The sequence below is a fragment of the Luminiphilus syltensis NOR5-1B genome, from assembly GCF_000158175.1.
Classification (GTDB): domain Bacteria; phylum Pseudomonadota; class Gammaproteobacteria; order Pseudomonadales; family Halieaceae; genus Luminiphilus; species Luminiphilus syltensis.
Genome location: NZ_DS999411.1, coordinates 431,074 through 456,008 on the forward strand (window position 1 = coordinate 431,074; position 24,935 = coordinate 456,008).

Below are 24,935 nucleotides of genomic sequence, written 5' to 3' on the forward strand. Positions count from 1 at the left end.
AGCTAGTCATCACACAAGAGCTTCATTTTCATGGCGGCAAGCTCGGCCTCTTCAATCGTTGCTGCCTCGACGACCGCTGTTTTTGCCAGATAACACTCATCGGCTTCCTCGGCGCTCTCATCAGCAACAGCGGCTACTGCCGCTTCATTCGCTTGTTCACAATACGCACTGCTTACGCGACGGACATTGGCGGTATCCCCCGCACGCTCCACGGCGACGCAGTCGCCAATACGAATCTCCCGCTGATCGGTCACTACCTGAACAGCTCCTGCGGCACCACCGAGTTTGACCTCATACATCATTCCCCGGGTATCACCCTGGGCACCCTTGGCAACCGCACCACCCGCAATCGCACCGACCAGTGCATTTCGCGTTTTCTTACTCGACTTTTTACCCTTGGCCGAGATAAGGCCGAGCGAACCACCGACCAGCGCACCCTTGGGGACCGCACCCGAATTGAGATCAACCATCCTGCTGGCGGTAACCACCCCATGCTGGATACTCATCGACTGCCCAGCACGCTGGGCATTCACACCTACTGCCAACAACAGCAACAAAACAGGCGACAAACGTATTAACTTCAACTTCATGGCTTTTCCTCTGAATAATATCTCTCGATGCCCAGCACGCTCTAGCGGCTGCTAGCTTAGCGGGCGTTACGCGTATAACAAACTGCCCAATTACTTGAACTTCCAGCCCAGTCCGGTGGTCATGCCCCAGTCAAATTGCCCGGCGGCCTGATCGATGGCTGAACTGTCGTAACTGCCCCAGGCGCTCAAGTCCCAAAACAGGTCATTGATAATTTCCCAGCGTATCCTGGCAGCGCTGTCTGCTCGCACACGACCGCTTTCGGTCAGCGACGGATAGACCGAGGTATCAAAATGCAAATTAAGTTCGGGAGTATCGAAGCGCCAGCGGTCATAGGAGAGGGTAATCACTCCCTCCGCGCTCTCCTGCTTATCACCCAACTCGCTGCGCTCTTCCAGTACCTGCAAAGAGACGCTGGCCACCAGGTTGGACTGATTCGTATCGATAAAATAACGTCCCACACCGCCACCCAGCGAGACCCGGTAGTCAAGGCCAAGTTCGTCATTGCTCTCATAGCCGCCAAACACCTGGCGGTAAATCGACGCCCTGTCGGTCCATACCCGACGCGAAAGGGAGGCACGCGAGCTGGTGGTTTTCTCTTCATCGGTATCCGAGACGGTGGCGCGGGTATTCAGACTATTCAGCGAATCCTCATCCTCGTAGTCCAGATCGACATGGAATTCGGTCTGGCTAACGCCGCTGGCCTTGGTAAAGGCATAGTTTGCGCTCATGTAAATATCGATACGGTCCGTCAAGTCATCCTCGACGGGGCGCAGTTCAATAACTTCGTTCCAGCTGAGCTCCCGTTGCCCGTCGATTTGGGTGAACGCAATGGTGCCTGCTTTAGAGCCGGGCTTGATATTGCCAAATATTCGATCGCCATCGATAAGGCGAATATCGAAGTTAAAATCCGAATTTACGCTGGCCACCTCTTGCCATTCGATGGCCACCGAGCCCATAGCATCGGTACTCAAACTCAACCGGCCGCCGAGTAATGACTGAATCTCACCGGTTAAGCGGTCGCCGTTGTAGAGTGTGACGACATCGGTCTTTCCGTGAGCAAAGCTCCATTGGCTGCATAGCAGCGAAAAGCACCCCAGTAGTACAAGTGAAAGCCGGTTCCGATGCCGGCAAAGATCACAGAGAAAAGCAAAGAAACAGGTCATAGATACCGGGCCCAAATCGCGGGAGCGCCCCCAATTAACGCGGGTCATAAAGCAAAAATCTGCCCAGACACACGCCCGTGAAGACGCTTAATTTATAGTCATTTCAGGTTTGCACGAACGCATTCGGGGATCGCGAGTGAAAGCGCCGCATCGATAGCCCCCGATGGCTTTTTGATATCCAGATAGTTTGCCAGCATGGGGGCGACGTCGACGGTCCAAACCCGCTGCTCCACGGTGCACGGCTCGATCTGGTGGCCCGCAAAAACCAACGGCACCGACGTGTCGTAGGGCCACGGGGAGCCGTGGGTTGATGCCACGGTCAACCCGTCGAAATCGTTGATGAAATGATTGGGCCTGAAGACCACAAACACATCACCCGAGCGGCGCGGATGAAAGTTGCGCAACATTGCCCGATGAATCGGCGTATCCGGAACGTCCCCGGTACGCAGATGGCTGCTCGATACCGCGAGCGCAACTCCCGAAAATGCTGACACCTCCTGAACGACCGCTGACTCCAATTGCGCGAGATCGATAGTCGGGTCCTGCTTTACTGCTGTGGTGAAGTAAATATAGGGGTGCTCGTAAGTTTCGATGAGCTTCCCCTCGATACCAAAACGCGCCTTGATGCGGCTGATAGCCTCTTGGCTGTCCCAGCGGTCCGGGTCGACGTAATCCGCCGGAATACTCATGGCCTTCAGATACCCGGGGGCGTCGGGCCCACCGTGATCCGCGGAAAGAACAATCAGGGTGTGCTCAAGGCCCACCGTCTCGTCCACGAAAGCGAACAATTCCGCGAGGCGACGATCCAGATTCAGAATATTGTCCTCGGCCTCGAGACTCGAGGGGCCAAAAACGTGTCCGACGTAATCGGTCGATGAAAAACTGACGCTCAGGTAATCGGTAGTGGCGTCGGTACCCAGCGCCTCCTCAACCAGCGCCTGTTTCGCGAAGTCCAAAACCAGGCGATCTCCCGCCGGGCTCAGGGTTAGCCAGGTCGTAAAATACGGGCTGGATCCATTGCCATACTGATGCGGGAACACCCGACCAAAGCCGCCGACATCGGTCTCCCAGGCTCGGTCATCGGAATCCGCGAACAGATAATCCTCCTTGGGCTCAAGCAGGGTCCACGCGGTACCCGCGTAATCCGATGCGGGCTTGCCCGCGTTGAAGCGCGTTACCCACGCAGGATACTCATCCATGTAGTAACGACTGGTGACGAATTCTCCACTGGCTTTCGAAAACCAGTACGCTGTGCCCGAGTGCCCCGCCATTGAAATGGCACCGCGATCCTTAACCGAAACCCCGACTGCCCTGGATTGACCGCCATTACTCGCTCGCAGCTCATCGGCGAAAGTGGTGACTTCAATCGCCGCCGGCGAGCGGCCATCGCTTCGCGCCGCGCGCTGGGTAGGGTCGATCTCCTGATCCTTATCGACGCCGCTGCCCGCGGTTAGCAAGGGATAACGGGCGTCCTCCACATTGTAGGTGGTAAACCCCGTCTCGCGATCAAACCACAGATTACCGATCATGCCATGCATGGCCGGGTGGGCCCCGGTCGCCAACGTGGTGTGACCGACGATGGTTTCGGTATTGGCATGGGCGTGCTGGGCATCAACAAAGCGGATGCCGTTCTCGTAGAGGTAGCGAAAGCCCCCCTCCCCAAAGCGCGTGTAGTAGCGACTCGGTAAGTCAGCCCTGAGCTGGTCAACCGTAATCTGTAAAACAAGCCGTGGGGGTTCTCCGAAAGCCAACAAAGGCAGACACAAAAAAAACGCCGCGACAGGCTTACCTGACGCGACGATTTTTCGGAGCAGTATTTTCATACCACTAGCAGGAACCATAAATCACAGGCCCTAATTAGTGGTTACGTTGCTTTGCAGTTTATTCAATACCTGCTCGAGATTGAAACTACCCGGCTTCTGTCGCGGTGGAAATTCCTCGTAGGTGGCGAGATGCCCCGCGACATAGCTGACGGCGGGAAGAACCAGGTACGCGCGTTCAAAGCGCCACATATCGTAGCCGGAGGCTTCGTGATCGGCGCGTTCAAACGGATCGCCACGCAGGTCAAACAGCTTTGGCAGACGGAGGGTCACAAAGGGCTCCTCCCACACATGGAAACCGTGCGCGCGCTGCTCCATAAACACCATCTTCCAGCGGCCGTAACGAAGATTCGCCAGCTGGCCGTCATCGGTCCAGTAGAAGAACTCCTTGCGCGGCGCTTCTTCAACTTCACCGGCGAAGTAAGGCATCATGTTATAGCCATCCAGATGGACCTTGTAGTCGCGGCCCATCGAGGTGTGTCCCTTCAACAGCTTCTCCTTGATATCGGGCTCGCCCACCGCCGCCATGATCGTTGGCAACATGTCTTCATGGGAAAACACATCGTTGTACACCGTGCCGGGGTCAATAACGCCAGGCCACTTGATTAGCGTGGGGACGCGGTAGCCGCCTTCCCAGTTGGAGTTCTTCTCATTACGGAACGGTGTCATGCCGCCGTCGGGCCAGGTGAACACTTCTGCGCCGTTGTCTGAGGAGTACATGACAATGGTGTTGTCTTCGAGACCCAGCTCTTCGAGCTTGTCGAGAATCTGGCCCACGTGACCGTCATGCTCAACCATGCCATCGGCATAAATGCCCAGCCCCGTAACGCCGTCTGACTCGGGTTTCAAATGGGTGTTGACGTGCATCCGGGTGGAGTTCCACCAGAGAAAGAAGGGTTTCTCAGCCGCCGCCGCTCGCTCCATGAAATCGATAGCGCCAGCGGTGACTTCCTCATCCACGGTTTCCATTCGCTTCTTGGTCAGCGGACCGGTGTCCTCAATCTGGCCATCAGCGCTGGATTTAATCACCCCGCGCGGACCAAATTTCTCACGGAACTCAGGGCTCTTGGGATAGTCAGGGCTCTCGGGCTCCTCCTCCGCATTCAGGTGATACAGGTTGCCAAAAAACTCATCAAAACCGTGGTTGGTGGGCAAATGAGTATCGAGGTCACCGAGGTGATTCTTGCCGTACTGTGCGGTCATGTAGCCATGATTTTTGAGCAGTGCAGCAATGGTGGGGTCTTTCTCTGACAACCCCTCTTTGGCGCCCGGCAGGCCGACCTTCAGCAGCCCGGTGCGAAAGGGACTCTGACCGGTGATAAAGGCGGCGCGGCCGGCGGTGCAACTTTGTTGCCCGTACCAGTCGGTAAACAGCGCACCCTCGTTGGCGATCCGGTCAATATTGGGTGTTCGGTAGCCCATCATGCCGCGGTTGTAGGCACTGGTGTTCATCCAGCCGATATCGTCACCCCAAATCACCAGGATATTGGGTTTGTCTTCGGCGCTCACGGCACTGGAAAGAAGCAGTGCCAACATACCCATGATCTTTAGCGGGGCTAATGCAGCCACCCGCCAACCCTCTAAATTCGATTTTTTCATTGTTTTTACACTCGTACGCAGGGTTAAACACAGCAGCCGGGCATCAGGGATGCATCGCCACCTTCGGTATTTCATACGGTGTGTCAGACCAGACGCTCCGTATCCGCTCGGAGTCTAGCGCAATCGACTGACAGGATGCCACAGCGCCTATCGATACACACAGGCACACCATTCCTCCGCAGGCGTCGACTCCAGGAAAAACACCGCTTTGCCCGCCCGAAGCACACGCCAAAACCAATAGTAACGCGTGCGCTCCGCCAAAAATTCAATCTAACCCAGTGAGCATCGGCCCCTATCGGCGCGTCGGCGTCAGAACGGTATTAGACACCACGCCCGGCAGCTGCGGTACCATCGGCGCTTCAAACCGTGCAGCCACCCGAGGACGACGCTTTGCAACGGCTCAAAATTCCGTCGAATCTGGCGGCTACCCTGCTCCGGGTGCCCGGCGCCACGTCAGTGCTCGGTCCCCTTTTGCTGCTTTCTCTGGTGTTTGCTGCGATGCCGACCCAGGCATCCCCCGACGAGCGTTGTTCACTGGAGAGCTACAACGCATCAACCCGCCCGGATCATCTCGGGGCTCCCACAACCGTGCAGGTGGGAATAATGATTGTCGACATGGTGTCGATCAGCGATGTTGATCAAACCCTGGCCGTAGACGCGCTGCTCGCCACCGAGTGGCGAGACAAACGGCTCGAATCCCTGGCAGGCTGCCGATTCAGCAATGAAGAAGTCTGGACACCCGAACTGGCACTGGTGAATACCAACAGCCTGGAAAAGGTCAACAAGCGCAAGCTGCTCGTCGCTGAAGGCGGTACCGTCTCTTCACTGACACGATTCAGCGGCGACGTACTAATCCCCTGGCATATGGCTGATTTTCCGTTCGATACCGCCGAATGGAAGCTCCGCCTGGCCGGCTTCGACTACGGGATCAAGGAAATCGAGCTGGAAATCGCAGACGCCTGGACCGGGCGCGGGCCGAAACTGACCATACCCGACTGGACGATTGGAGAGCCCAGCGCACAGATCACGATAGTCGATGTTCCCCGTCTGGGACGGAGTGTTCCCGTATACGAACTGACGATTCCGGGGGGACGAGTCCCCGATTACTATATTTTTAAATTCATTATCCCGTTGTGTCTCATCGTTATGATGTCGTGGGCGGTATTCTGGGTGGACCCCAAAGACCTCGCGCCGCAATTGGGGTTGGCGGCCACAACCATACTGACGCTGGTAACCTTCCAGTTTTCAGTGAACGCCATGCTGCCGAGACTGGGCTATTTCACAGCGATGGACCGCTACGTTTTTGCCTCATCGGTGCTGGTCTTTCTCGCACTGATCGAGGCGCTGATCAGCGGCGAACTGGCCAGCAATGGCCGCGAAAAACTGGCTCGACGCCTCGATAAAGCCAGTCGCTATATCTTTCCCACCTGCTATGTCATCACGTCGGCACTGACTCTGGCCTGACCTATGGGCTGAAGCCAGGCGGCACAGCACCCGCTCGAAGACACCGGACTTTGATTGCGGCGAATCCACCCACACGGCTACAAATCGAGATTTTTTGCTACACTCCCTCGCCTCCATCAGCTCCCCTGTTTCTTGGCGATACCAAGGCAGAGAGCCAACTACTTTAGGTCGCGCAGGCGCCATAACAACGCAGGAGAAAACAATGAAAACAAGTTTAAGGCGAACCTGGACAGGCGCAGCGACTGTGTCACTGGCTCTCCTGGTCGCCGGCTGCACAACACCGACCCCCACCGTGAATACATCGCCGGACGCCGAAATCACCTTCGACGGGCTGACCGAGATTACCGGTGGCCGAGCGGATAAGGCCTGGGCTCGCCCCGACCTCGATCTTTCAAGCTATTCAAAAATCATGTTTGAAGGGGTAGATATCGAGTATCGCCCGGGTGGCGCCAAGCGAAAATCGTCGATTGGCATGAGCGCGCAGCGGCATTACGCCATTGACGATCGCGCCAAGGAAAAGTTACAGACTATCGTCGTCGAAGAGTTCACCAAATCGCTGGCGCAAAGCGAGCGTTACACAGTCGCCACAGAGCCAGGCCCCGACGTGTTGCTGGTCAAGGTCAGTCTTCTCGACGTCGTTTCCTACGCGCCACCCGACATGCCGAACCGCGGAAATGTCTATCTTCATCAGGTTGGCGAGGCAACCTTGATGGTGGAACTGCACGACGCGGCCACCAACGCCATTCTCGCCCGCATCCTGGATCGACGTGCCGCTGAGCCGGCGGGAATGGGAATGGGAATGGGAATGGGGACGGCGATGCAGCAGTCCAACCCGGTACAAAATACCGCCGAAGCTCGGCGACTGGTCACACGCTGGGCTAACCGCCTGCGAGAGTCACTCGACAACTTCAACGGCTGGGCAACCGACTGAGAGACAGACCTCAATGGCACCATCGGGATAGTTCCTCGATGGTGCCTGAGTCAGGTTAGGCTGACGGCAGTTCCTGCACCGCACGATACGCCTGATCGATAGCGACGTGGGTGTAGGCGTCCGCCCCCGCATCAGCATTGGCCATGGTGATGTTGCCAAAGGGCTTTCTGGCAATTTCATGGGGAGCCTCGCCCGGGGCAAAATCATCATCGAACAGGTCGAGGTAGTCGTAGGCGTAACCGTGGGGCCAGCGATTGACGGTAATCGCAAGAATATCCTCTGTGACATCAAAACCTGCGGGACCCAGCAAACCATCGAGCACGGCTCGGACTTCCCGCTCGTAATCCTCAAACGTCATGGCGAGCATTAATGCTCGTGAAGCACGATGCTGCTCCTTGACGTCGGTGATTCCCTCTGGCGGTGATACCGACCCCCAAAAGACCAGCGGTACCGGTCCACCCTCACTGCCGTCGGTCTCATAACCACCGGTTTTTATACCGCGCAGGGTAAACAGCCGCGCATGCAGCCGGCCCGGACAGGCAACTGCATCGATATCAAGCTTATCCAATGCGCTCGCATCGCGGATAAGCACATTGGTGAGCAACAAGGGACGCTTGACCTGATACTTCATGGCCTCGCGCTGCGCCTCGGGCAGTTCGGGGCAGAGGTGCGGGATAATCACGTGATAACACGCCATCACCGTATGGCGCGCCTTCACCGAATAGACCTTATCGTCATTGATATAGGACACCGTCACTCCACCACTCGCCTCTTTTGCGCGGATGACGGTGGAGTTCAAGCGCAGACGGACACTGGACTCAGGAACATCCAGTTGCGCGTAGTCGACACGGGTCAGTGCGATGTTTTGAGCCGTTGCGCCGGGGGCCGCCGCGGGGATCAGATCGGCAACCTGGAGGCGCGCAAAGCTTGAATTACCATCGGGCCACAACGCGGCGGCGTAGCTGCGGGGTTTGGTCTTGGGTTCACGCCCTATCAGGTGAGCACCGGGTAATACCAGATCCAGCGCCTCACTGGCAGACAGCGCACTGATCTCCACCCCCCAGCCACCGTGCTGCAACTTGTTGAACAACTGCCTCGCCTCTTCACCGAGACCGCCGTGGCGGGCAAGGAACTCGGGGTAGGACATCGAACTGAGATAAGCCGAGGCCTCGCGATCGGTCATCTCTGCCACAACATTGATGCGCAGCGCATAAAATCGCTTGAGTTCTTCCCGAGCCTCGGTAGATAACGGAAACTGATCGACAGTTTCCGGCGGTAAGCCTCCGCCTTTATTGAGGTCACAGTCGTGCACCAATCGGCTTGTACCGTAGGTCTCGGAATCGAACCACGTGGATGTTTGACCCTCATCATCCCGCCCGTAATCCCAATCCATCTTGGCGCGCATTGCCTGGGGATCAACGCCAAGGTAGGACATATATTCATTGACGGTATCGCTGAAGTCCCACCACTCAAGATTGTGGGTGCCTCCAATTGCCAGCCGCATCTCACCGTCGTGATGAAATTCATTGCGCCGGGCATGACCGCCAAAGTCATCGTGATTCTCTAAAATCAGGATCTTGCTGTCCGCACCGAAGCGGTCCCGGTAATAGCGGGCCGCTGCCAAACCCGAAATGCCGCCACCGACCACAACCAGATCGTAGGCTTCATCCAGCGCAACCGGCGCGGGGAAGCGACCTCCCTCACGGGCGAGCTTGTGCGCGGCCTCAAAAGCGCCGGGGTGGGAACCACGTAAACCATTTTTCTCCGGCGGATAGGCCGCGCTACCTGTTGTTGGCGACGCAGATGCAGGGTCTGCTGACAACGCGCTCGATGAACCCAGCCCCGCGCCTGCGACCAAAGCGCCCACCGTCAGGTCCTGAATAAAATCCCGGCGAGTAATACTCGCCCCCATTCCCAGTTCGCGATCGGTTTTACCGGTCAAGATCAAATCTCCTTTATTGGCCTACAGGCTGCAGGGTCTGTCAGCGTATTCGGTGATCATCCAGCCACCGTTCATGGCGTCGGCCAAATACCAGCCGCACGCCCGCTCAGTACCACCGCCCTCGTAATCATCGCGCCACTCCGCCGAAAACGCCACCGTGGTGGCATTGATGGGTTGGACATTGACGCTGATCAGCGTTGATCCCAGCCAACCCTCAGCGAGCCAGCCCTGCATTGGCTCGACGAGCCAGGACTGCTGCGAGTCTCGGGTCACCGCGCCATCGGCATGATGTGACACGATCTCATCGGCATAAATCTGCTTGAGCTTTTCGAGGTTGGCCGGCATATCGCCGGACCAGAGCGGCGCGTAATCGTTGATAAACCAGCGCTCCGCATCGGGTAACTCTTGAGCAAGCGTTACGCCCGGGAGACCCAAGAAAAAAACCGCCAATAAAAACCGGACTGTACCTCGCATATTTTTCTCCATTTTCGCTGTCAGTCATCGCTGATAGCCTACCCTAAGCAGGCTCACGCAAAAAAAATACTACCTCTATTGGTTAACCGTGCGGACATCGACCCTTTCATACGGGCAGCGACCTATTGAGTTATTTGGCGATTTACGGCCCCCGGCGGTAGACTCGCCGCAACTTTCAGGCAGCAGGTGATCCCGTGAAACACTACGCGAGCGCAATCGAGGCGGTAAGTTCGATTCAGTCCGGAGAGTACATCTGGTGTCACTCCATGGCAGCCACCCCGGTGGTACTGCTCGAAGCCCTCGCCGAACACGCCCGGAATCATCGGGGTATCACCCTGATGCAGCTTCATCTCGAGCATGCCGAACGGGTGACCGAGGAGTCACTGCAGGGGCACCTAAGGCATCGCTGCTTTTTTGCGGGACGGGAGACACGCCGGCTCATCAACCAGGGACGTGCGGATTACGTGCCCATGTTCCTCTCAGAAATACCCAAACTGTTTCGCAAGGGCGAGCAGCGAGTGGACACCGTGCTGGTTCAGGTATCGCCACCGGACCGTCACGGCAATTGCTCACTGGGTATATCCGTCGAGGCGACCAAGGCCGCCTGTGACGTCGCTGATCGCATCATTGCCCATATCAATCCGCTGATGCCACGCACCCATGGCGACGGTTTTATCAATGTCCGCGATATCGATAGCGCCTACGAACAGGTTGAGCCTTTGATCAATACCGCGACGCCCACCGGCTCCGAGATTGAGGGTAAGATTGGCGCCAATGTCGCCAGCCTCGTCGACGATGGTGCCTGCCTGCAGATGGGTATTGGCGCGATTCCCGATGCCGCCCTGCACTGTTTGACCAACCATAAGAACCTCGGCGTGCATACCGAGATGTTTTCCGACGGTGTACTGCCGCTACTTGCTTCTGGGGTCATCAATAACTCCCAGAAAAAAGTGGCGCCGGGGCGCAGCGTCACCGGGTTTACCATGGGCAGTGACGCGCTGTACGACCACGTCAACGACAACCCCGAGGTCGCCTTTCTCGACATTGAGTTCGTCAATAACCCAACGGTCATCGCAAAGAATGCACGGGTCACGTCGATCAACAGCGCCCTGCAAATCGATCTTTCTGGGCAGGTCTGCGCCGATTCGATTGGACATCAGATTTACTCGGGGGTCGGCGGCCAGGTGGACTTTGTACTCGGTGCCACCTACTCGCTGCACGGCAAGTCAATTATTGCAATGCCGGCAACCGCACGAGAGGGTGCCCTGTCGCGACTGGTGACGACACTCGAAGCCGGTGCTGGCGTGGTGACCACACGCGCACAGGTCGACTATGTGGTGACTGAATTTGGCGTGGCCGAGTTGCGTGGTCGCTCCCTAGGGCAGCGGGCCGCTGACCTGATCGCTATCGCGCACCCTGACTTCAGGGAAGCGCTCTCACGCGAGGCAAGCGACCTGCTTAAGCTGAATCTGTCTTGATTCTGCCATAGAGGAAAACGCACTAAAAAGTACGCAGGGGCTCAGAGCCGTCCCAGCCCTCTGCAGCGGCTGCGATTCCGGCAAAAACCTCGACAACCCCCTCGTTTTTTTCGACGATTTCAAACATGCATCCCATCAGGGGCCGCGTATCGAAATAGGCAAATGACACACCACCGAGGCAGGCGCTGTTGACGGTAGGGTAGCCGAGTGATTCAAAGCAGGCGGTATCGGCGGCGAAATCGTGGCTCCAAACACACAGGTGATGCAATCCCACGGTGCCTGCCGGAACGCCATCGCGATAGGCACATTGATCGACCAGCGGCTGGATCAATTCGATCTGAACGGGACCGGCCTGCGCAAGGGCCACCCTCATATTGAGCGCTGCGGGCTGTCCGCGGTAGCGCACATCGGTAAAGGCCTCTTTATATTCGGTGATAAAAAAAGGGCCGACGCCCAATTCGTTGACCCATTTCATACACGCGGCTTCGAGGTCGTCAACCACCCAGGCATTCTGGAAAACGGTACGGTCGGTGGGCTTTCCCATAGAACTCCCCATGCTGCTTCGCTCCTCGTCTGGATGCCGCAACGGACGCCAAAACCACCTCCGTCAGGATACGAGTGCAATACTACCATCGCCGTGAGCGCTATTGATGGTTGCCAGCATGCTGGTCGACGGTGACGCGACTCCGGTTAGGCCGCAATACCGGAATGCCGCAGCAAAGCGCCAATCTCGGGTTCCCGGCCTCGGAAGTCAACAAACAGATTCATGGCGTCATCGGCGCCACCGCGCTCCAGAATTTTGGACAGGAACGCCGCCCCGGTCTCGGGATCAAAGATGCCCCGCTCCTCAAATAATGAGAATGCATCCGCCGACAGCACCTCCGCCCATTTGTAGCTGTAATACCCCGCCGCATAGCCACCGCCAAATACGTGGGTAAAGGCGTGGGCAAATCGATTCCATTCGGGGGGCTTGAGCACCGATACCTGATCACGAACCTCATTGAGGGTGTCATAAACACTCGCTCCCGATTCGGGGTCGAACTCAAGATGCAATTTGAAATCGAACAGCGAAAACTCGAGCTGGCGCACCATCGCCATGCCCGCCTGAAAATTCTTTGCATCGATCATACGCTGGTAAAGGTGATCGGGCAGCGGCGCTCCGGTTTCGTGGTGAGCAGCGAAGCAATCGAGAGCCTCCCGCTGCCAGCAGTAATTTTCCATAAACTGGGAGGGTAGTTCGACCGCGTCCCAGGCTACGCCGCTGATACCCGCTATATCAGGATGATCCACCCGGGTAAGCATATGGTGCAAACCATGCCCAAACTCGTGGAAAAGCGTTTCCACCTCACGATGCGTGAGTAGCGAGGGCTCACCGTCGACACCGGGTGTGAAGTTGCAGGTCATGTAGGCTACCGGGATCTGGTCGACCCCACCGATCTTCATCCGCGACTGGCACTGTGCCATCCAGGCACCACCGCGCTTGTTCTGGCGGGCATAAAGATCAAAATAAAATTGCGCGCGAACCTCGCCATTGCGATCACGAATCTCGTAAAGCAGGACATCGGGATGGTAGGTCTGCGCATTTTCGACGGGGTGAAAGTGTACCGAGAACAAACGGCCCACCACTTCAAACATGCCACTGATCACCCGATCGGCCGGAAAGTAAACCTTCACTTCCTCCTCGGTCAGCTGATGCTTGTGTTGTCGCAACTTCTCACTGAAAAAGGCGACGTCCCAGGCCCGAAGCTCGACGACGCCGAAATGCTCCTCAGTAAATCGGCAAAGCTCATCGAATTCCTGTTTGGCCTGGGGCAGAACCCGATCGACCAGCGCCTGCAAAAAGTCCATGACCTCGCCGGTTGAGCGCGCCATCTTTTTTGCCAGCGACAATTCGGCGTAGTTGCCAAAGCCCAGTAAATCTGCCTGTCGATGACGGGCGGCAAGAATTTCTCCCAGAGCATCCGTGTTATCGAACTGTGACGCCTGCGGGCCCTGATCGCTGGCTCGGGTACTGAAGGCCTGATAAACCTCCTCCCGCAAAGCGGCATCCTCCGCATAGGTCATCACGGGTAGAAAGGAAGGTGCATCGAGTGTCAGAAGATAACCCTCCATCTCGCGCTGGCGAGCACTTTGCGCCGCGACGGCCAACGCCGATTCAGGCAGCCCCGCTAGTGCCTCTCGATCAATGATGAGCCTGGTCCATGCGTTGCTGGCATCGAGTACATTATTGGAGAAAGCGCTGCTGAGCCCAGATAACTTTTCGCTGAGCGACCGGTATTCCTCCTTCGCCGGCCCTTCAAGATCCACGCCCGATAAACGAAAATCCAACAGCGCATTTTCCAGCACCTTGCGCTGCTCGTGACTCAAGTCCTGCGCATTCTCCATAACAGCGCTATAGGCTTCGAAAAGCTCGCGATTCTGACCCATCTCCGTGTAGTAATTGGACAATTTGGCAAGACAGGCGGTATGCGCCACGCGCAGTTCATCGCTGTTCATGACTGAATTCAGGTGCGACACCACACCCCAGGCACGACTCAACTGATTTTCCATGACCGCAAGGGGCTCAACTATCGCCTCCCAAGTCGCGGGCCCCACTTGGGCCAGTAACCGATCACGTTCTGCCCGATTGTGCGCCAGGAGTTGATCGATGGCCGGTTCAACGTGTTCAGGAAGAATCTGGGTAAACGCGGGAAGAGCAGTGGTTTCCAATAGCGGGTTTTTCACGCAGGGCTCCAGGCTTGATTGATTTGTGAGGGAAAGAGTGCGCGCTAAGTGTATCGACCGGGTGCCGACAAACCAACGAATCGCCTATGGCTAAACGGCTTCTATCGCACCCTCTGCTTTCGTTGCTATTATCGCGTTTCTTTTGGTTATTGAGTAAAGGATGCCACGTGCAGCGACTAATCAGTGTGGGTCTGGCCGCTTTACTGACGGCACCCGGGGTTTTTGTCGCCGCCGAGGAACACTCGGGGGAGAGTCATCACGGCAGCCATAGATTCCCCCACCATACCCTCGGCGTCTTTATTGGAGACACCACCGAAGGACGTCGCGAAGAGGGGCTCACCTTGGGCCTTGAGTACGAGTATCGCGCAACCGAGCGATGGGGTATTGGTGCCATCGCGGAACATGTCTGGGGAGACTTTAATACCAATGTCTATGTCGTACCGGCGGCCTTTCACGCGGGCCCATGGAAGCTCTACGCCGGTCCGGGTATTGAAGACGGAGAACACGGCAGTGAAACCCTGTTTCGGGTGGGTATCGAATATGGTTTCCACGCCGGCGCCTATGAGATATCGCCACAAGTCGATGTCGATTTTGTCGACAACGAGGAACTTTTCATCTTTGGCGTGGTGATTGCGCGGCCCTTTTAAATGGGACTTCGCTAAAACCCTTCCCGCCTCCCCAATGAGGACGATTGTCGGACCGTGGGTTTTCGAACCGACCAATGAGATGTCTTGCGAGCGCATCTAAATCGCCCCCATCGCCGTATGATGGTCATGCTACAAAAGACGTATTCAGCGCTGTTTTTATTATTGGCTTTGGGCTTCGGCTCTCCATCGATGGGCGGTCTAATGAGCAACGATCAATTACTGGACGCGTTTGATACCGATGCCGGATGGATTGCGGTCAATGACAATGTGATGGGTGGGCGATCTCAGGGCGGTTTTGAGATAGTCGATAGTCATTTGGTCTTCTCGGGCAGCATCAATACGAATGGCGGTGGTTTTTCGTCGATCCGACGACCGCTAACACCGGGTGAGCTGTCGAATACCGACGGCGTCAAGCTGAGGATAAAGGGGGACGGGCGCCGCTATCGCGTGACTCTGAGAACCGACGTGCGCTTCAGGGGGCGGACTGTGGCCTACCAGGGCACGATCCCATCGACGCCGAAAGATACCTGGGTCGATGTCACGTTAGCTTATCGCGATTTTGTGCCCTCGGTATTTGGGCAGCGGGTTGCTGTACCCCCACTGCAACCGGCGACGGCCTGGTCATTGGGCTTTATCATCGCTGACGGTCAGGACGGCCCGTTCAAATTGATGGTGGATGAAATTGGCCTGATGATCGATGGCGCGACGGGATCTGGTTTTTAGCAGCTCTTCATGAACCCGAGGCGGGAACCGGTTCGACAAAATCATGTATCGCGTCGCCACAGCGAGTCCAGCGGACGTATCCCTGTCAGTCAGACTCCCCCTTTACATCCTGAGCCTTGAGCTCACGAACCCGCTCAACCCCCTTGGTGCGCTGTACATAGATGACCTTTAGACTCGTCCGAATACTCTCCGCATCATCGCGCTCGGGATTGCGCTTCAGTTTTTCCTTCAGCGCTTTTTCTTTTTTCTTCAGCAGTTTTAATACTTTTCGAATCGCCTTGATCTCTTGCTTTTGGGTCTCTTCATCGGCGCCCTGAAATTCGGTCACGCGCGCGAGCAAACGTTTTAGCTTCATGGTGATCCCCCTACTTGCGCTTTGGCGGAGTCCGTCGAGGATTGATCAGCCAGCTCACTGATATCCTCGTCGGTAAGTTGCATTTCCGTAGCACTGATTTCCCAATGGGATTGCCTGAGTACGCGAATGGCCTTCAGCAAGCGATCGCGTATCTCCTGTGCGTAATCCGAGTCGTTCATCAAGGAGGTGGCTATCGACGGTGGCATTCGCTGCTGTCGGATAAAGTCATCCAGCATTTCCGTCAGTCGCTGACTGTGCTGCTGCTGCTTGACTGCGATCGCATCGACAGCCAGCAGGGCCACCTCATAGGCATCCTCGGCAAGGGCGGCGCGACAATCCCGCAGTAGCTCGGCAAGCTCAAAACGTATCTGGTCGTAGCACTGCCGCACCGCGGGGTTGGCAGAAAGCCCATACCGCGTCAGATTTTTGTGTAAATGCTTCACGCCCTTTACGACGACGACAATACTGCGACCGGCATCGCGCAGCTCGTAAAGCCCCTGCCCCGCCTGCCGCATATTCTCTCGCAACTGCGCGCGACCCACAAAACTCACTATCTCGCCATAAAGGCCCTTAATTTTATCTTCATAGGCATCGTCAACATCGAGTGGTATGACCCGGCGGGTCTGTTGCACCGCGACCGCCAGGCTCTCCTCACCGTCGATAGTCGAACGCTTGAGACTCAGGGCCAGTGAGCAAAGAGCAAAGGTATTATCGAGTAGATGCTCAACCTCTTTGCGCACGGCCTCAATCGCCGTTGCCGGTGTTTCGAGTGCATCGTTGAACAGATAACGCGGGTACTCGCGACCTTTGGGGCGCGTATTGACCCAGCGGGTCAACACTGCGGCCAATGGGTTGACCAGGGGCCAGAACACCACGACACCCAGTACATTGAACAAGGTGTGGAACAAGGCAAGACGCAACAGGTAGTCATCTGCTGCAACGCCTATGAAACGAGCCATCGAATCCACCATCAGCGCGAACTGATCCAGAAAGACGATGGCGATCGCGGCACTGGTCACATTAAAGATGACGTGGGAGACCGCCAGGCGCTTTCCCCCGACATTCGCTGAGAAACTGCCGAGTATGATGGTGGCGGTACTACCTAAGTTGGCGCCAATCGCGAGGGCCAGTGCGTTCTCATAACTTACCTGACCGGCACTCAGCGCGGTAATGATGATCATCAGCGTGGCATGGCTCGACTGCATCACCACCGTCACCGCCGTACCCACCAGGGTGTAGATCAAAACGCCACGCAACCCGCTGATCGCATAAGCCGATAGGTCAATGGTCGACTGTAGTGATTCAAACCCGGTTTTCATGTAATGAATACCGAGAAACAGGAAGGAAAAGCCGAGCAGAATACTGCCCCAGGCCCGGGTTGATCGATTGCGGCGTAAACGGAACAGTGTTCCGAAAACGAGTATAGGCATCGCGTAAGCCGCGATATCAACCTTCAAACCGAGACCTGCGATCAACCAGGCACCGGTCGTGGTGCCGATGTTGGCACCCATGATGATGCCAATACCCGCGCTGAGCGTAATCATCTCTGAGCTGACAAACGAGACGGTGATGAGCGAAACCAGCGAACTTGATTGCATCAGCGAGGTCGTCACCACACCAAAACCGACACTCTTCCACAACCGGTCGGTGGAAATGCGAAGCACGGCCTCCAGCGGCCCTCCAGCGAAGAAACGAAAGCCCTTTTCAAGGCTGAACATGCCGAACATGAACAGCGCAATGCCCGTGGCGATCTCAAGAAAATCAGGGCTTAGCCAGAGCGCATAGGCGAGGCCGCACAACAATATGGGATTGATGATTCGGATCATCCCACCTCTCCATCGCATGAGTGACTAATACACGTCATCGATACGCCTCTGAAAAATCGTGCACCGCCTTACCCTGCATTGCTGCGAAGCGGTCATCCCCTCTGAGCGACTGCTTGTTTATCAGGTGAGCGAAGGCGGAACCGTCTACGACTTTCTCACTGTACCTGTACCCGTACCCGACACCGGCTTCCCTCGACCTCATGACCGCATCGAAGTCTGGGATAAGATCTAAGGCAAGACCTGAAAAAAGCCTCAGGACCCCTCGCCATCAAGCACGGCACCGTAGGCGGCGCTCGCCGCGTTGCGGGCAAATTTCGCGAGCACCCCGCGGGTGTAACGCGGTGGCGGCTTAACCCAGTTGGCCCGGCGCCGCTCAATCTCCGCCTTCGGCACCTCGAGGTTCAGCAGCAGCTGGTGGGCATCGATAGTGATCGTATCGCCATCTTCAACCAGCGCGATCAAGCCGCCCGCGTAGGCCTCTGGCGCCACGTGCCCAACAACCATGCCCCAGGTGCCGCCGGAAAAACGGCCATCGGTAATCAACCCTACCGACTCACCCAGACCCTGCCCTACCAGCGCACCCGTGGGTGCCAGCATCTCGGGCATGCCCGGACCGCCCTTCGGGCCGAGGTAGCGCAATACCACCACATCGCCGGCTTTAATCTGCCCCGCAAGAATAGCTTCGAGCGCCGACTGCTCGTCGTCAAACACCCGCGCGGGACCGGTGATCTGAGGATTCTTGAGCCCGGTGATCTTGGCAACAGCGCCCTCTTCCGCAAGATTTCCACGCAAAATCGCCAGGTGACCTTCGGCATACATGGGCTTTTCGATGGGGCGGATCACACTCTGATCCGCCGGTGGTGTTGCAGGAATATCGGCGAGATTTTCCGCCACGGTTTTACCGGTGATCGTCATACAGTCGCCGTGCAGTAGCCCGGCCTCGAGCAAAATCTTCATGACCTGGGGAATGCCACCGGCGCGATGCAGGTCGATCGCCAGGTATTTCCCACTGGGCTTCAGATCACAGATCACCGGAATCTTGCGCCGCACACGCTCAAAATCATCGATGTTCCACTCGATTTCGCCGGCGTGGGCGATCGCCAGAAAATGCAGCACTGCGTTGGTGGACCCGCCGGTGGCCATAATCACGGCCACGGCGTTTTCCAGCGCCTCGCGGGTCATGATATCCCGCGGCTTCAGATCGAGTCGTACCGCCTCAACCAGCGCCGTCGCCGCCTGCTGGGCGTAGTCTTTGATCTCGTCCTCGACATTGGCCATGGTGGAGGAGTAAGGCAGGCTTAAGCCGAGCGCTTCAAAGGCCGAACTCATGGTATTGGCGGTATACATTCCGCCGCAGGACCCTGTACCCGGGATCGCATTGCGCTCGATGGCGAGCAGATCTTCATCCTTGATGCGCCCCGCCGCATGCTCGCCAACGGCCTCGAAGACGCTGACGATATTGAGGTCCTCGCCGTTGAGACGCCCGGGCAGAATGGTGCCGCCGTAAACAAAGATCGACGGCACGTTGGCACGCAGCATGCCCATCATGCCACCGGGCATATTCTTGTCGCAGCCACCGATAACGAGTACGCCATCCATCCACTGGCCGCCGACGCAGGTCTCGATACAGTCGGCGATGACCTCACGGGAGACCAGCGAGTACTTCATCCCCTCGGTGCCCATGGACATGCCATCGGAGATGGTTGGGGTACCAAAGATCTGTGGATTTGCACCCGCCTCCTTAAGCCCGATCTCAGCCGCGTCAGCCAACACTTGCAAACCGGCATTACACGGCGTGATGGTCGAGTGGGCATTGGCGATACCCACCATGGGCTTCTTGAAATCCTCTGCCTTGTAACCCATGCCGTAGTACATGGAGCGATTGGGGGCGCGTTGAACACCCTCGGTAATATTTTTTGAGCGCCGGTTGCTGGCCATGACAAATTCCTTTGGTCTTATAAACGACGATTAACCCCTCAGGGCCTGTGGTCGCCTGATCGCGGTGTTAATCTTATTTCGGTCGATAGTTTACGCCATGAAGACACCGCATTGGTGACCAATCACAAACTCTGGAGCGCTACTGACTGTGAACTGCACTGCTGTGAAATACACCGCTATGAAATGGCACACAATACAATGGCCCGCTGTATGAGCACCCTGCTCGACCCTACTCGCGTGCACACCGTGGTCGCCCGGATACCCGAAGGCCGGGTGGCCTCCTACGGACAAATCGCCGAACTTGCCGGCTATCCCCGTCGAGCGCGCTGGATCGGCAAAGTCCTGTCGGCAATCCCCTCAGACTCCGCGCTACCCTGGCATCGGGTCATCGCGAGCAGCGGTCAAATCACCTGCCCAAGAGCACAGGATGCCGCCCAACGACTCAAAGCGGAGGGGGTATCGGTGTCCAAACGTCGGGTCTCTCTGACACGCTATCGCTGGCAGCCATAAAAAAACCCGCCGAAGCGGGTTTTTCTGATCACAGTCTTTGTTTACCAGCCTTCTGCTGAACCCTGAGCAGCGCCATCCAATCCTTCGGCACTATCAGCGCGGGCGTTCAAACGCTCGAAGATCGCCTCTTCGTCAATGATGATTTCCTGAGGCACACCGGCGGGGCAGTTGGGAATTTCCTCTTTATCCTCGCGCACGAGATCCAGCTCCAACTCGGCGATTTTGTCCGCGTTGAAACCCTTGGCATCCAGTGCCCGTGTCAAGGCACCCATTTCCGCAAGCGTTGAGGCCTGTGCCGCAATCAGCTGGGTGCGCGCCGAAACCAGGGCACGCTGGGTATCAAAGTATTCGTTCTGCGAGTCGAGCAAATCGAGCAAGGTGCGCTGGCCGAGGTCAAACTGATCGTTGTAAGCGCGCCGGGTATTGTCCTGTGCATCCAGCTGTTGCTGCAGATAGACCACCTGCTGCTCAAGGGCCTTGACGTTGTTGAACGCCACCATCACCTGCTGGCGCACATTGAGGCAGGCCTGCTTGCGGGTTTCCACCGCCGAGTAATACAAGTTGGAGAACTCCCGACGTCGCGCACTGTCGGTGCCACCGCGATACAGGTTGTAGTTCATGACCAGCTCTACGGCCTGCAGATCGTAGTCGCCGCGGAAGCCATCGGTGTTTTCTTCTTCCTCATTGCGATAGCGCAACTCGATACGCGGGAACATCGGTCCGCGGGAGGCATTGAGGGTTTCCCGCGCCGAGCGCAGTTCCTCGATAGCGACATTCACCAGCGGGCTGCGCTCGTAAGCCAGACGCAGTGCCTCATCACGCATAGAGGGAATAGCACTGGCAGGTAGCATTGGCATCGGCAGGCCATCTCCTGGCAGTTCGCCGACCACCCTTTGGAACTCGGTGCGGGTGTCGTGGAGGTTGGTGACCTCGGTCAGCAGGTTGGATTCTGCGAGAGCCAGACGCGCGGTTGCCTGCTCAAGATCAACCCGCTGGCTGACGCCGCCCTCGGCGCGCTCAGCAATCTTGTTGTAGACCTGCCGGTGAACCACATAATTTTCTTCGGCATAGGAGACCAGGTTCTGGAACAAAACGGTATCGAGGTAAGAGCGGGTCGCGTCCAGCGCAATATTCTGTGCTGCGGAATCAAAATCGTAATAACGCGCCAGCTTCTCGTAGCCCCGTGCACGCGCCCGATCCCGGGTCTGGAAGCCATCAAACAACAACTGGGTAATGCTGAAGCGCACCGCATCACGATCGTACTCACCAAAATCATTTAACGGCGTCTCTCGCTCTTCCCACCCGTATTCGGCATTCAAATCGACGCTGGGGTACATTCCCCCTTCGGCGGCACGCTGACCTTCACGCGCGGCCTCAAAGTCGTAGTAGGCGGAGCTGACAGCCGGGTTCTTGATCAACGCCGTGGCAATGGCCTGACCAAACGTGGTGACACTTTGCGCCGAGGCGACGGAGCTGCCCAGCGCTGCCACGGAAAGAACGGCGGCGCTGATCACTGTTTTGTTGTATTTCATGGTTGCTCCTTGACCCTATCCATTGCGGGTTTGTGGCTCTACACTATCTCCAAAATCCCGAGAGGTTCCTTGTTTTGTGCTTATTTGTCCTGTTACCACCTGTCACGACAGTAACTGCAATTAGACCAACGTCTACGCAGTCTAGTACCTAGGTACTATAAAGTGAAATCAATGCGAAAGCACTGAATTGCAAACGTGACCGTGTTCACACTTTTTGGCACCCGGCGACGGCTCTCAATCAAGGGTTTGTTACCGTTAGTTGCCCTTTGCACTCTCTTTTTGTTGATTTTCAGCCTTTCGCTGCGTTCTGCCGGGATCGATATCGATCGTTTGCAGCGACTGGCTTTTGAAAACTACGGGGACTCGGGCAGGGAAACGGTTGCGAAATGGCATGAAATGGTCGGCGCGACCCGAGGTAAGCCAACCCAACAACAACTGACCCGGGTAAATGATTTTTTTAATACCCGGATTCGCTGGCTGAGCGATCAGGATATTTATAGCGTCGACGATCACTGGGCAACGCCCCTTGAGACCATGGGGCGCCTTGCCGGCGATTGCGAAGACTTTGTCATCGCCAAGTACGTGTCGCTCATTTTGGCGGGGGTATCTCCCGAGTCCCTGCGGCTGATCTATGTCAAAGCCCGGGCGCCGGGGAGACCACCGGAGGCCCATATGGTACTCGCCTGGTACGAAACACCCGGATCGGAGCCCCTGATTCTCGACAATATGAACCTGGCTATCCGGCCCGCCAGCAAGCGTGCCGACCTCACTCCCATCTTCAGCTTCAATGGCGACGGGCTGTGGCTCGCCAGTAAGAAAACAAATGCAACCCCCGTGGCGCGGATCACACGCTGGCGACTGGTCTTGCAAACCATGCGACAGGAAGGGATTGATCCCGGATTTTAGGAGTACGTTATGTCTCTGTATAAACAGCTTTGGATTGGCCTGGCACTTCTGATGATTATGGTTTTTGGCGTGACTTTCGTCATCAACGGTCTCAGCAGCAGCCGATATCTGGAGCATCAGCTGTCGATCAAGAACGCGGATGATGCGACCGCATTGGCGTTATCGCTGTCACAGCAGGATCTTGACGACGTGCTATTGGAACTGCAGCTCGCAGCCAAAGCCGACCAGGGCAGTTATGAACTGGTGGAAATGCGTGGCCCGACCAACGCGCTGATCTTCAGTCGAACCAATTCCTTCCCCGATCAGGGGGTCCCGGAATGGCTGAAGTCGCTATTCCCGATTGACTCGGAGGTGGGCAGCGCCAAGGTCTCCAGCGGCTGGAGTCAGCTGGGCACGGTTTATATCAAAAGCCACGATGACTTCGCCTACGGTCAGCTGTGGACCGCCGCCAAGCGCATGTCGATAGCGATGATTTTGGCAGTGGCGATAGCGGGTATCGCGGGAACGCTCATCCTGCGTCTTGTGCTCAACCCGCTGAAACAGGTGGTGGAGCAGGCGGAGGCGATTGGCGCCCGACGTTTCTTCAAAATCGATGAGCCCGCCACACGGGAGTTTGCGCTGGTCACCCGGTCCATGAACGAACTCGCCGATCGGGTCAAAGCCATGCTGACCCAGGAAGCCTCCCGGCTCGAGAAAACTCGTGAGAATACCGAGATCGACCGCCTCACCGGTCTTGTGCTCCGCGACCCGTTTCTGCGCCGTCTTCGCGCCATGCTTGAATCGGACGATGAAAACGGCCGCGGCTCGGTGGCCCTGACCCGGATCAATGATCTGGCGAAAATGAATCAGGTTTATGGCCGCAAAACCCTGGATACCTTGTTGGAGCAGATTGGTAGCGATTTGAGGACGCTGATACGGGAAAACAGAGGTTGGGCGGCCGGGCGGCTGAACGGCTCCGATTTTTGTTTGATGGCGCCGACCGAACTCGACCCCAAGGCGGCGGCGGAAGAACTGTATTCAGTGCTCGCCCATGCCTTTGAATCAAACTCGATCGACACGGTCGAACTGCCCAGCGCCTGCGTCGAATATGCTAAAGACGATACCATCGCCCAGGTCATGACCGCCCTCGATGGCGCCCTGGTCTCGTCTGAGCACCAGGAAAGCATGCCTATTGTATTGGCCAGTCGCGGCAGTTCCTCGGTTATCCCGCTGCGCGAACAGGCCGATTTATGGCAACGCGAGCTTCAATACGCTCTGGAAAACAAAACTTTCCGTTTGCAGCTGTTCCCCGTTATCGATGCCGACTCCAGATTGATTCACGAAGAGGGAATGCTGCGCATCGAGCTCGACGACCACAGCCAGCGAAGCGCAGGTGAATTTATGCCGTGGGCGCATCGACTGGGTCGTGCCCATGAGGTCGATCGAGCCGTTGTGCAGTTGGCACTCGATCACATTGCCACCCACTTGAGCCCGCTGTGTATCAATCTTTCCGCGTCCTGCCTCACCGACACCAGCTTCGCCATCTGGTTTGAAGACCTGCTGCTCAAGCGTCGCTCGTTGGGCAGCTATCTGTCGCTGGATATTGGTGAGTCGTCGGCCTATGCGCACCCGGAAGGCTTCCATCGGCTGACCCGCCGCGTGCGTGAGTTCGGTGTGAAGGTGGGTGTCGAGCATATGGGCTATATGCTCAAGGACATCGGCAAGCTCGGGGAGCTGGGTGTGGATTACATCAAGGTCGACAGTCTGTTTGTGCGCGAGATTGACCACAATACGGGCAATCAGGCGCTGCTGCGTACCTTTGCCTATATCAGTCAGTCGCTGGGGGTACCCTGTATTGGTGAGGGTGTCAGCAATGCCGCCGAACGTGAAAAGACCTTTGACTGCGGTGCGACGGGTGCTACGGGGCCGGGGGTTTCACTCGAGCCCTGAGGCCGAATCGGCAAGACCTAAATCAGCGGTCCGTCGTCGAGTAGATCGAGGGAATTACCGCCTTTACGCAAAGCTTTGCGCTTCATGATTTTCTGCTGGGCCTCGGGGGGCAGATCGGTAAACATCAGTATGTTCTTGTCCATCAGTACTTCGAGCAGGTCTTCAATCACCCGGACAAAATCGAGATCCGACTGTACGAGGTTGGGGCTCTCTGAGCCTATAGCCTGAAGAAACTCCAGCAATAGCGCATCGTCATCGGCGACGGCTTCAAAGCCCGCTTCCTGCGCCTTGCTTACAGCGATGATCTCGCCGTCACTATTGCGTTTCACAAATGCCATGTTGGCCGTACTCCTGTCTACGGGATTGAGTGTACACCAGCAAAG

General features: G+C 56.9%; 22 protein-coding genes. 9 read left to right on the plus strand and 13 right to left on the minus strand.

Translation table 11 applies throughout. The features are described from left to right. Window positions 1–2: 2 nt before the first annotated feature. From NOR51B_RS01950 to NOR51B_RS01965, 4 genes are all read right to left on the minus strand, one after another. Window positions 3–590 (minus strand): hypothetical protein, encoded by a 588-nt coding sequence (locus NOR51B_RS01950; RefSeq protein WP_009021559.1) that lies wholly within the window; start codon window positions 588–590, stop codon window positions 3–5. A gap of 90 nt (window positions 591–680) precedes the next feature. Continuing rightward, the gene (locus NOR51B_RS01955) at window positions 681–1,802 is read right to left on the minus strand and encodes a DUF481 domain-containing protein (protein ID WP_230198381.1); all 1,122 of its coding nucleotides are present in this window, start codon (window positions 1,800–1,802) and stop codon (window positions 681–683) included. A gap of 50 nt (window positions 1,803–1,852) precedes the next feature. Next, on the minus strand, window positions 1,853–3,577 hold the full coding sequence (locus NOR51B_RS01960) for an alkaline phosphatase family protein (RefSeq protein ID WP_009019259.1): 1,725 nt from the start codon (window positions 3,575–3,577) through the stop codon (window positions 1,853–1,855). Window positions 3,578–3,607: 30 nt separating this feature from the next. Beyond that, a complete protein-coding gene (locus NOR51B_RS01965) occupies window positions 3,608–5,173 on the minus strand; it encodes an arylsulfatase (RefSeq protein ID WP_009021437.1) in 1,566 nt (521 codons plus the stop codon). Between the two features lie 390 nt (window positions 5,174–5,563). On the opposite strand from NOR51B_RS01965, the gene NOR51B_RS01970 reads away from it, so the two are divergent. Beyond that, window positions 5,564–6,637, plus strand: coding sequence for a ligand-gated ion channel (locus tag NOR51B_RS01970; RefSeq protein ID WP_154647579.1), 1,074 nt, complete (start codon window positions 5,564–5,566; stop codon window positions 6,635–6,637). A gap of 202 nt (window positions 6,638–6,839) precedes the next feature. Beyond that, window positions 6,840–7,568: a DUF3313 family protein gene (locus NOR51B_RS01975; RefSeq protein ID WP_040481580.1), complete on the plus strand. Its 729-nt coding sequence runs from the start codon at window positions 6,840–6,842 to the stop codon at window positions 7,566–7,568. 55 nt (window positions 7,569–7,623) lie between these two features. On the opposite strand, the gene NOR51B_RS01980 is transcribed toward NOR51B_RS01975, so the two are convergent. Next, window positions 7,624–9,510 carry a flavin monoamine oxidase family protein gene (locus tag NOR51B_RS01980; protein ID WP_009018858.1) on the minus strand — a complete coding sequence of 629 codons (1,887 nt, stop codon included), beginning with the start codon at window positions 9,508–9,510 and terminating at the stop codon, window positions 7,624–7,626. Window positions 9,511–9,531: 21 nt separating this feature from the next. Then, the gene (locus NOR51B_RS01985) at window positions 9,532–9,984 is read right to left on the minus strand and encodes a hypothetical protein (protein ID WP_040481583.1); all 453 of its coding nucleotides are present in this window, start codon (window positions 9,982–9,984) and stop codon (window positions 9,532–9,534) included. A gap of 194 nt (window positions 9,985–10,178) precedes the next feature. Between NOR51B_RS01985 and NOR51B_RS01990 the strand changes: the two genes are divergently transcribed. After that, a complete protein-coding gene (locus tag NOR51B_RS01990; RefSeq protein ID WP_009020334.1) occupies window positions 10,179–11,462 on the plus strand; it encodes an acetyl-CoA hydrolase/transferase family protein in 1,284 nt (427 codons plus the stop codon). Window positions 11,463–11,484: 22 nt separating this feature from the next. On the opposite strand, the gene NOR51B_RS01995 is transcribed toward NOR51B_RS01990, so the two are convergent. Together NOR51B_RS01995 and NOR51B_RS02000 are read right to left on the minus strand one after the other, a co-directional pair. Beyond that, a complete protein-coding gene (locus NOR51B_RS01995; protein ID WP_081443871.1) occupies window positions 11,485–12,018 on the minus strand; it encodes a VOC family protein in 534 nt (177 codons plus the stop codon). 134 nt (window positions 12,019–12,152) lie between these two features. Beyond that, a complete protein-coding gene (locus tag NOR51B_RS02000) occupies window positions 12,153–14,186 on the minus strand; it encodes a M3 family metallopeptidase (protein ID WP_009020563.1) in 2,034 nt (677 codons plus the stop codon). Between the two features lie 167 nt (window positions 14,187–14,353). Here NOR51B_RS02000 and NOR51B_RS02005 point away from each other — a divergent pair, with 167 nt between their 5' ends. Together NOR51B_RS02005 and NOR51B_RS02010 are read left to right on the plus strand one after the other, a co-directional pair. Beyond that, complete coding sequence (locus NOR51B_RS02005; RefSeq protein ID WP_009021067.1) at window positions 14,354–14,833, plus strand: hypothetical protein; 480 nt, start codon at window positions 14,354–14,356, stop codon at window positions 14,831–14,833. Between the two features lie 126 nt (window positions 14,834–14,959). Beyond that, complete coding sequence (locus tag NOR51B_RS02010) at window positions 14,960–15,556, plus strand: CIA30 family protein (RefSeq protein ID WP_195891460.1); 597 nt, start codon at window positions 14,960–14,962, stop codon at window positions 15,554–15,556. Between the two features lie 85 nt (window positions 15,557–15,641). Here NOR51B_RS02010 and NOR51B_RS02015 read toward each other — a convergent pair whose 3' ends face one another. Together NOR51B_RS02015 and NOR51B_RS02020 are read right to left on the minus strand one after the other, a co-directional pair. Further along, window positions 15,642–15,911 carry a hypothetical protein gene (locus NOR51B_RS02015; RefSeq protein ID WP_009020208.1) on the minus strand — a complete coding sequence of 90 codons (270 nt, stop codon included), beginning with the start codon at window positions 15,909–15,911 and terminating at the stop codon, window positions 15,642–15,644. Then, window positions 15,908–17,737: a Na/Pi cotransporter family protein gene (locus NOR51B_RS02020; protein ID WP_009019491.1), complete on the minus strand. Its 1,830-nt coding sequence runs from the start codon at window positions 17,735–17,737 to the stop codon at window positions 15,908–15,910. The genes NOR51B_RS02015 and NOR51B_RS02020 overlap by 4 nt, the downstream gene beginning before the upstream one ends. A 58-nt stretch (window positions 17,738–17,795) precedes the next feature. Here NOR51B_RS02020 and NOR51B_RS15490 point away from each other — a divergent pair, with 58 nt between their 5' ends. Next, on the plus strand, window positions 17,796–17,969 hold the full coding sequence (locus tag NOR51B_RS15490) for a hypothetical protein (protein WP_009020482.1): 174 nt from the start codon (window positions 17,796–17,798) through the stop codon (window positions 17,967–17,969). A gap of 20 nt (window positions 17,970–17,989) precedes the next feature. On the opposite strand, the gene ilvD is transcribed toward NOR51B_RS15490, so the two are convergent. Then, window positions 17,990–19,675 carry a dihydroxy-acid dehydratase gene (gene ilvD, locus NOR51B_RS02025; RefSeq protein WP_009021469.1) on the minus strand — a complete coding sequence of 562 codons (1,686 nt, stop codon included), beginning with the start codon at window positions 19,673–19,675 and terminating at the stop codon, window positions 17,990–17,992. 114 nt (window positions 19,676–19,789) lie between these two features. On the opposite strand from ilvD, the gene NOR51B_RS02030 reads away from it, so the two are divergent. Then, complete coding sequence (locus NOR51B_RS02030) at window positions 19,790–20,185, plus strand: MGMT family protein (protein WP_230198382.1); 396 nt, start codon at window positions 19,790–19,792, stop codon at window positions 20,183–20,185. Between the two features lie 41 nt (window positions 20,186–20,226). On the opposite strand, the gene NOR51B_RS02035 is transcribed toward NOR51B_RS02030, so the two are convergent. Further along, window positions 20,227–21,717 carry a TolC family outer membrane protein gene (locus NOR51B_RS02035; protein WP_009021654.1) on the minus strand — a complete coding sequence of 497 codons (1,491 nt, stop codon included), beginning with the start codon at window positions 21,715–21,717 and terminating at the stop codon, window positions 20,227–20,229. 195 nt (window positions 21,718–21,912) lie between these two features. Between NOR51B_RS02035 and NOR51B_RS02040 the strand changes: the two genes are divergently transcribed. Together NOR51B_RS02040 and NOR51B_RS02045 are read left to right on the plus strand one after the other, a co-directional pair. Beyond that, the gene (locus tag NOR51B_RS02040; protein ID WP_230198383.1) at window positions 21,913–22,623 is read left to right on the plus strand and encodes a transglutaminase-like cysteine peptidase; all 711 of its coding nucleotides are present in this window, start codon (window positions 21,913–21,915) and stop codon (window positions 22,621–22,623) included. A gap of 9 nt (window positions 22,624–22,632) precedes the next feature. After that, the gene (locus tag NOR51B_RS02045; RefSeq protein ID WP_009020341.1) at window positions 22,633–24,552 is read left to right on the plus strand and encodes a bifunctional diguanylate cyclase/phosphodiesterase; all 1,920 of its coding nucleotides are present in this window, start codon (window positions 22,633–22,635) and stop codon (window positions 24,550–24,552) included. 17 nt (window positions 24,553–24,569) lie between these two features. Here NOR51B_RS02045 and NOR51B_RS02050 read toward each other — a convergent pair whose 3' ends face one another. Then, window positions 24,570–24,890: a hypothetical protein gene (locus NOR51B_RS02050; RefSeq protein ID WP_009020903.1), complete on the minus strand. Its 321-nt coding sequence runs from the start codon at window positions 24,888–24,890 to the stop codon at window positions 24,570–24,572. Window positions 24,891–24,935: the final 45 nt, after the last annotated feature.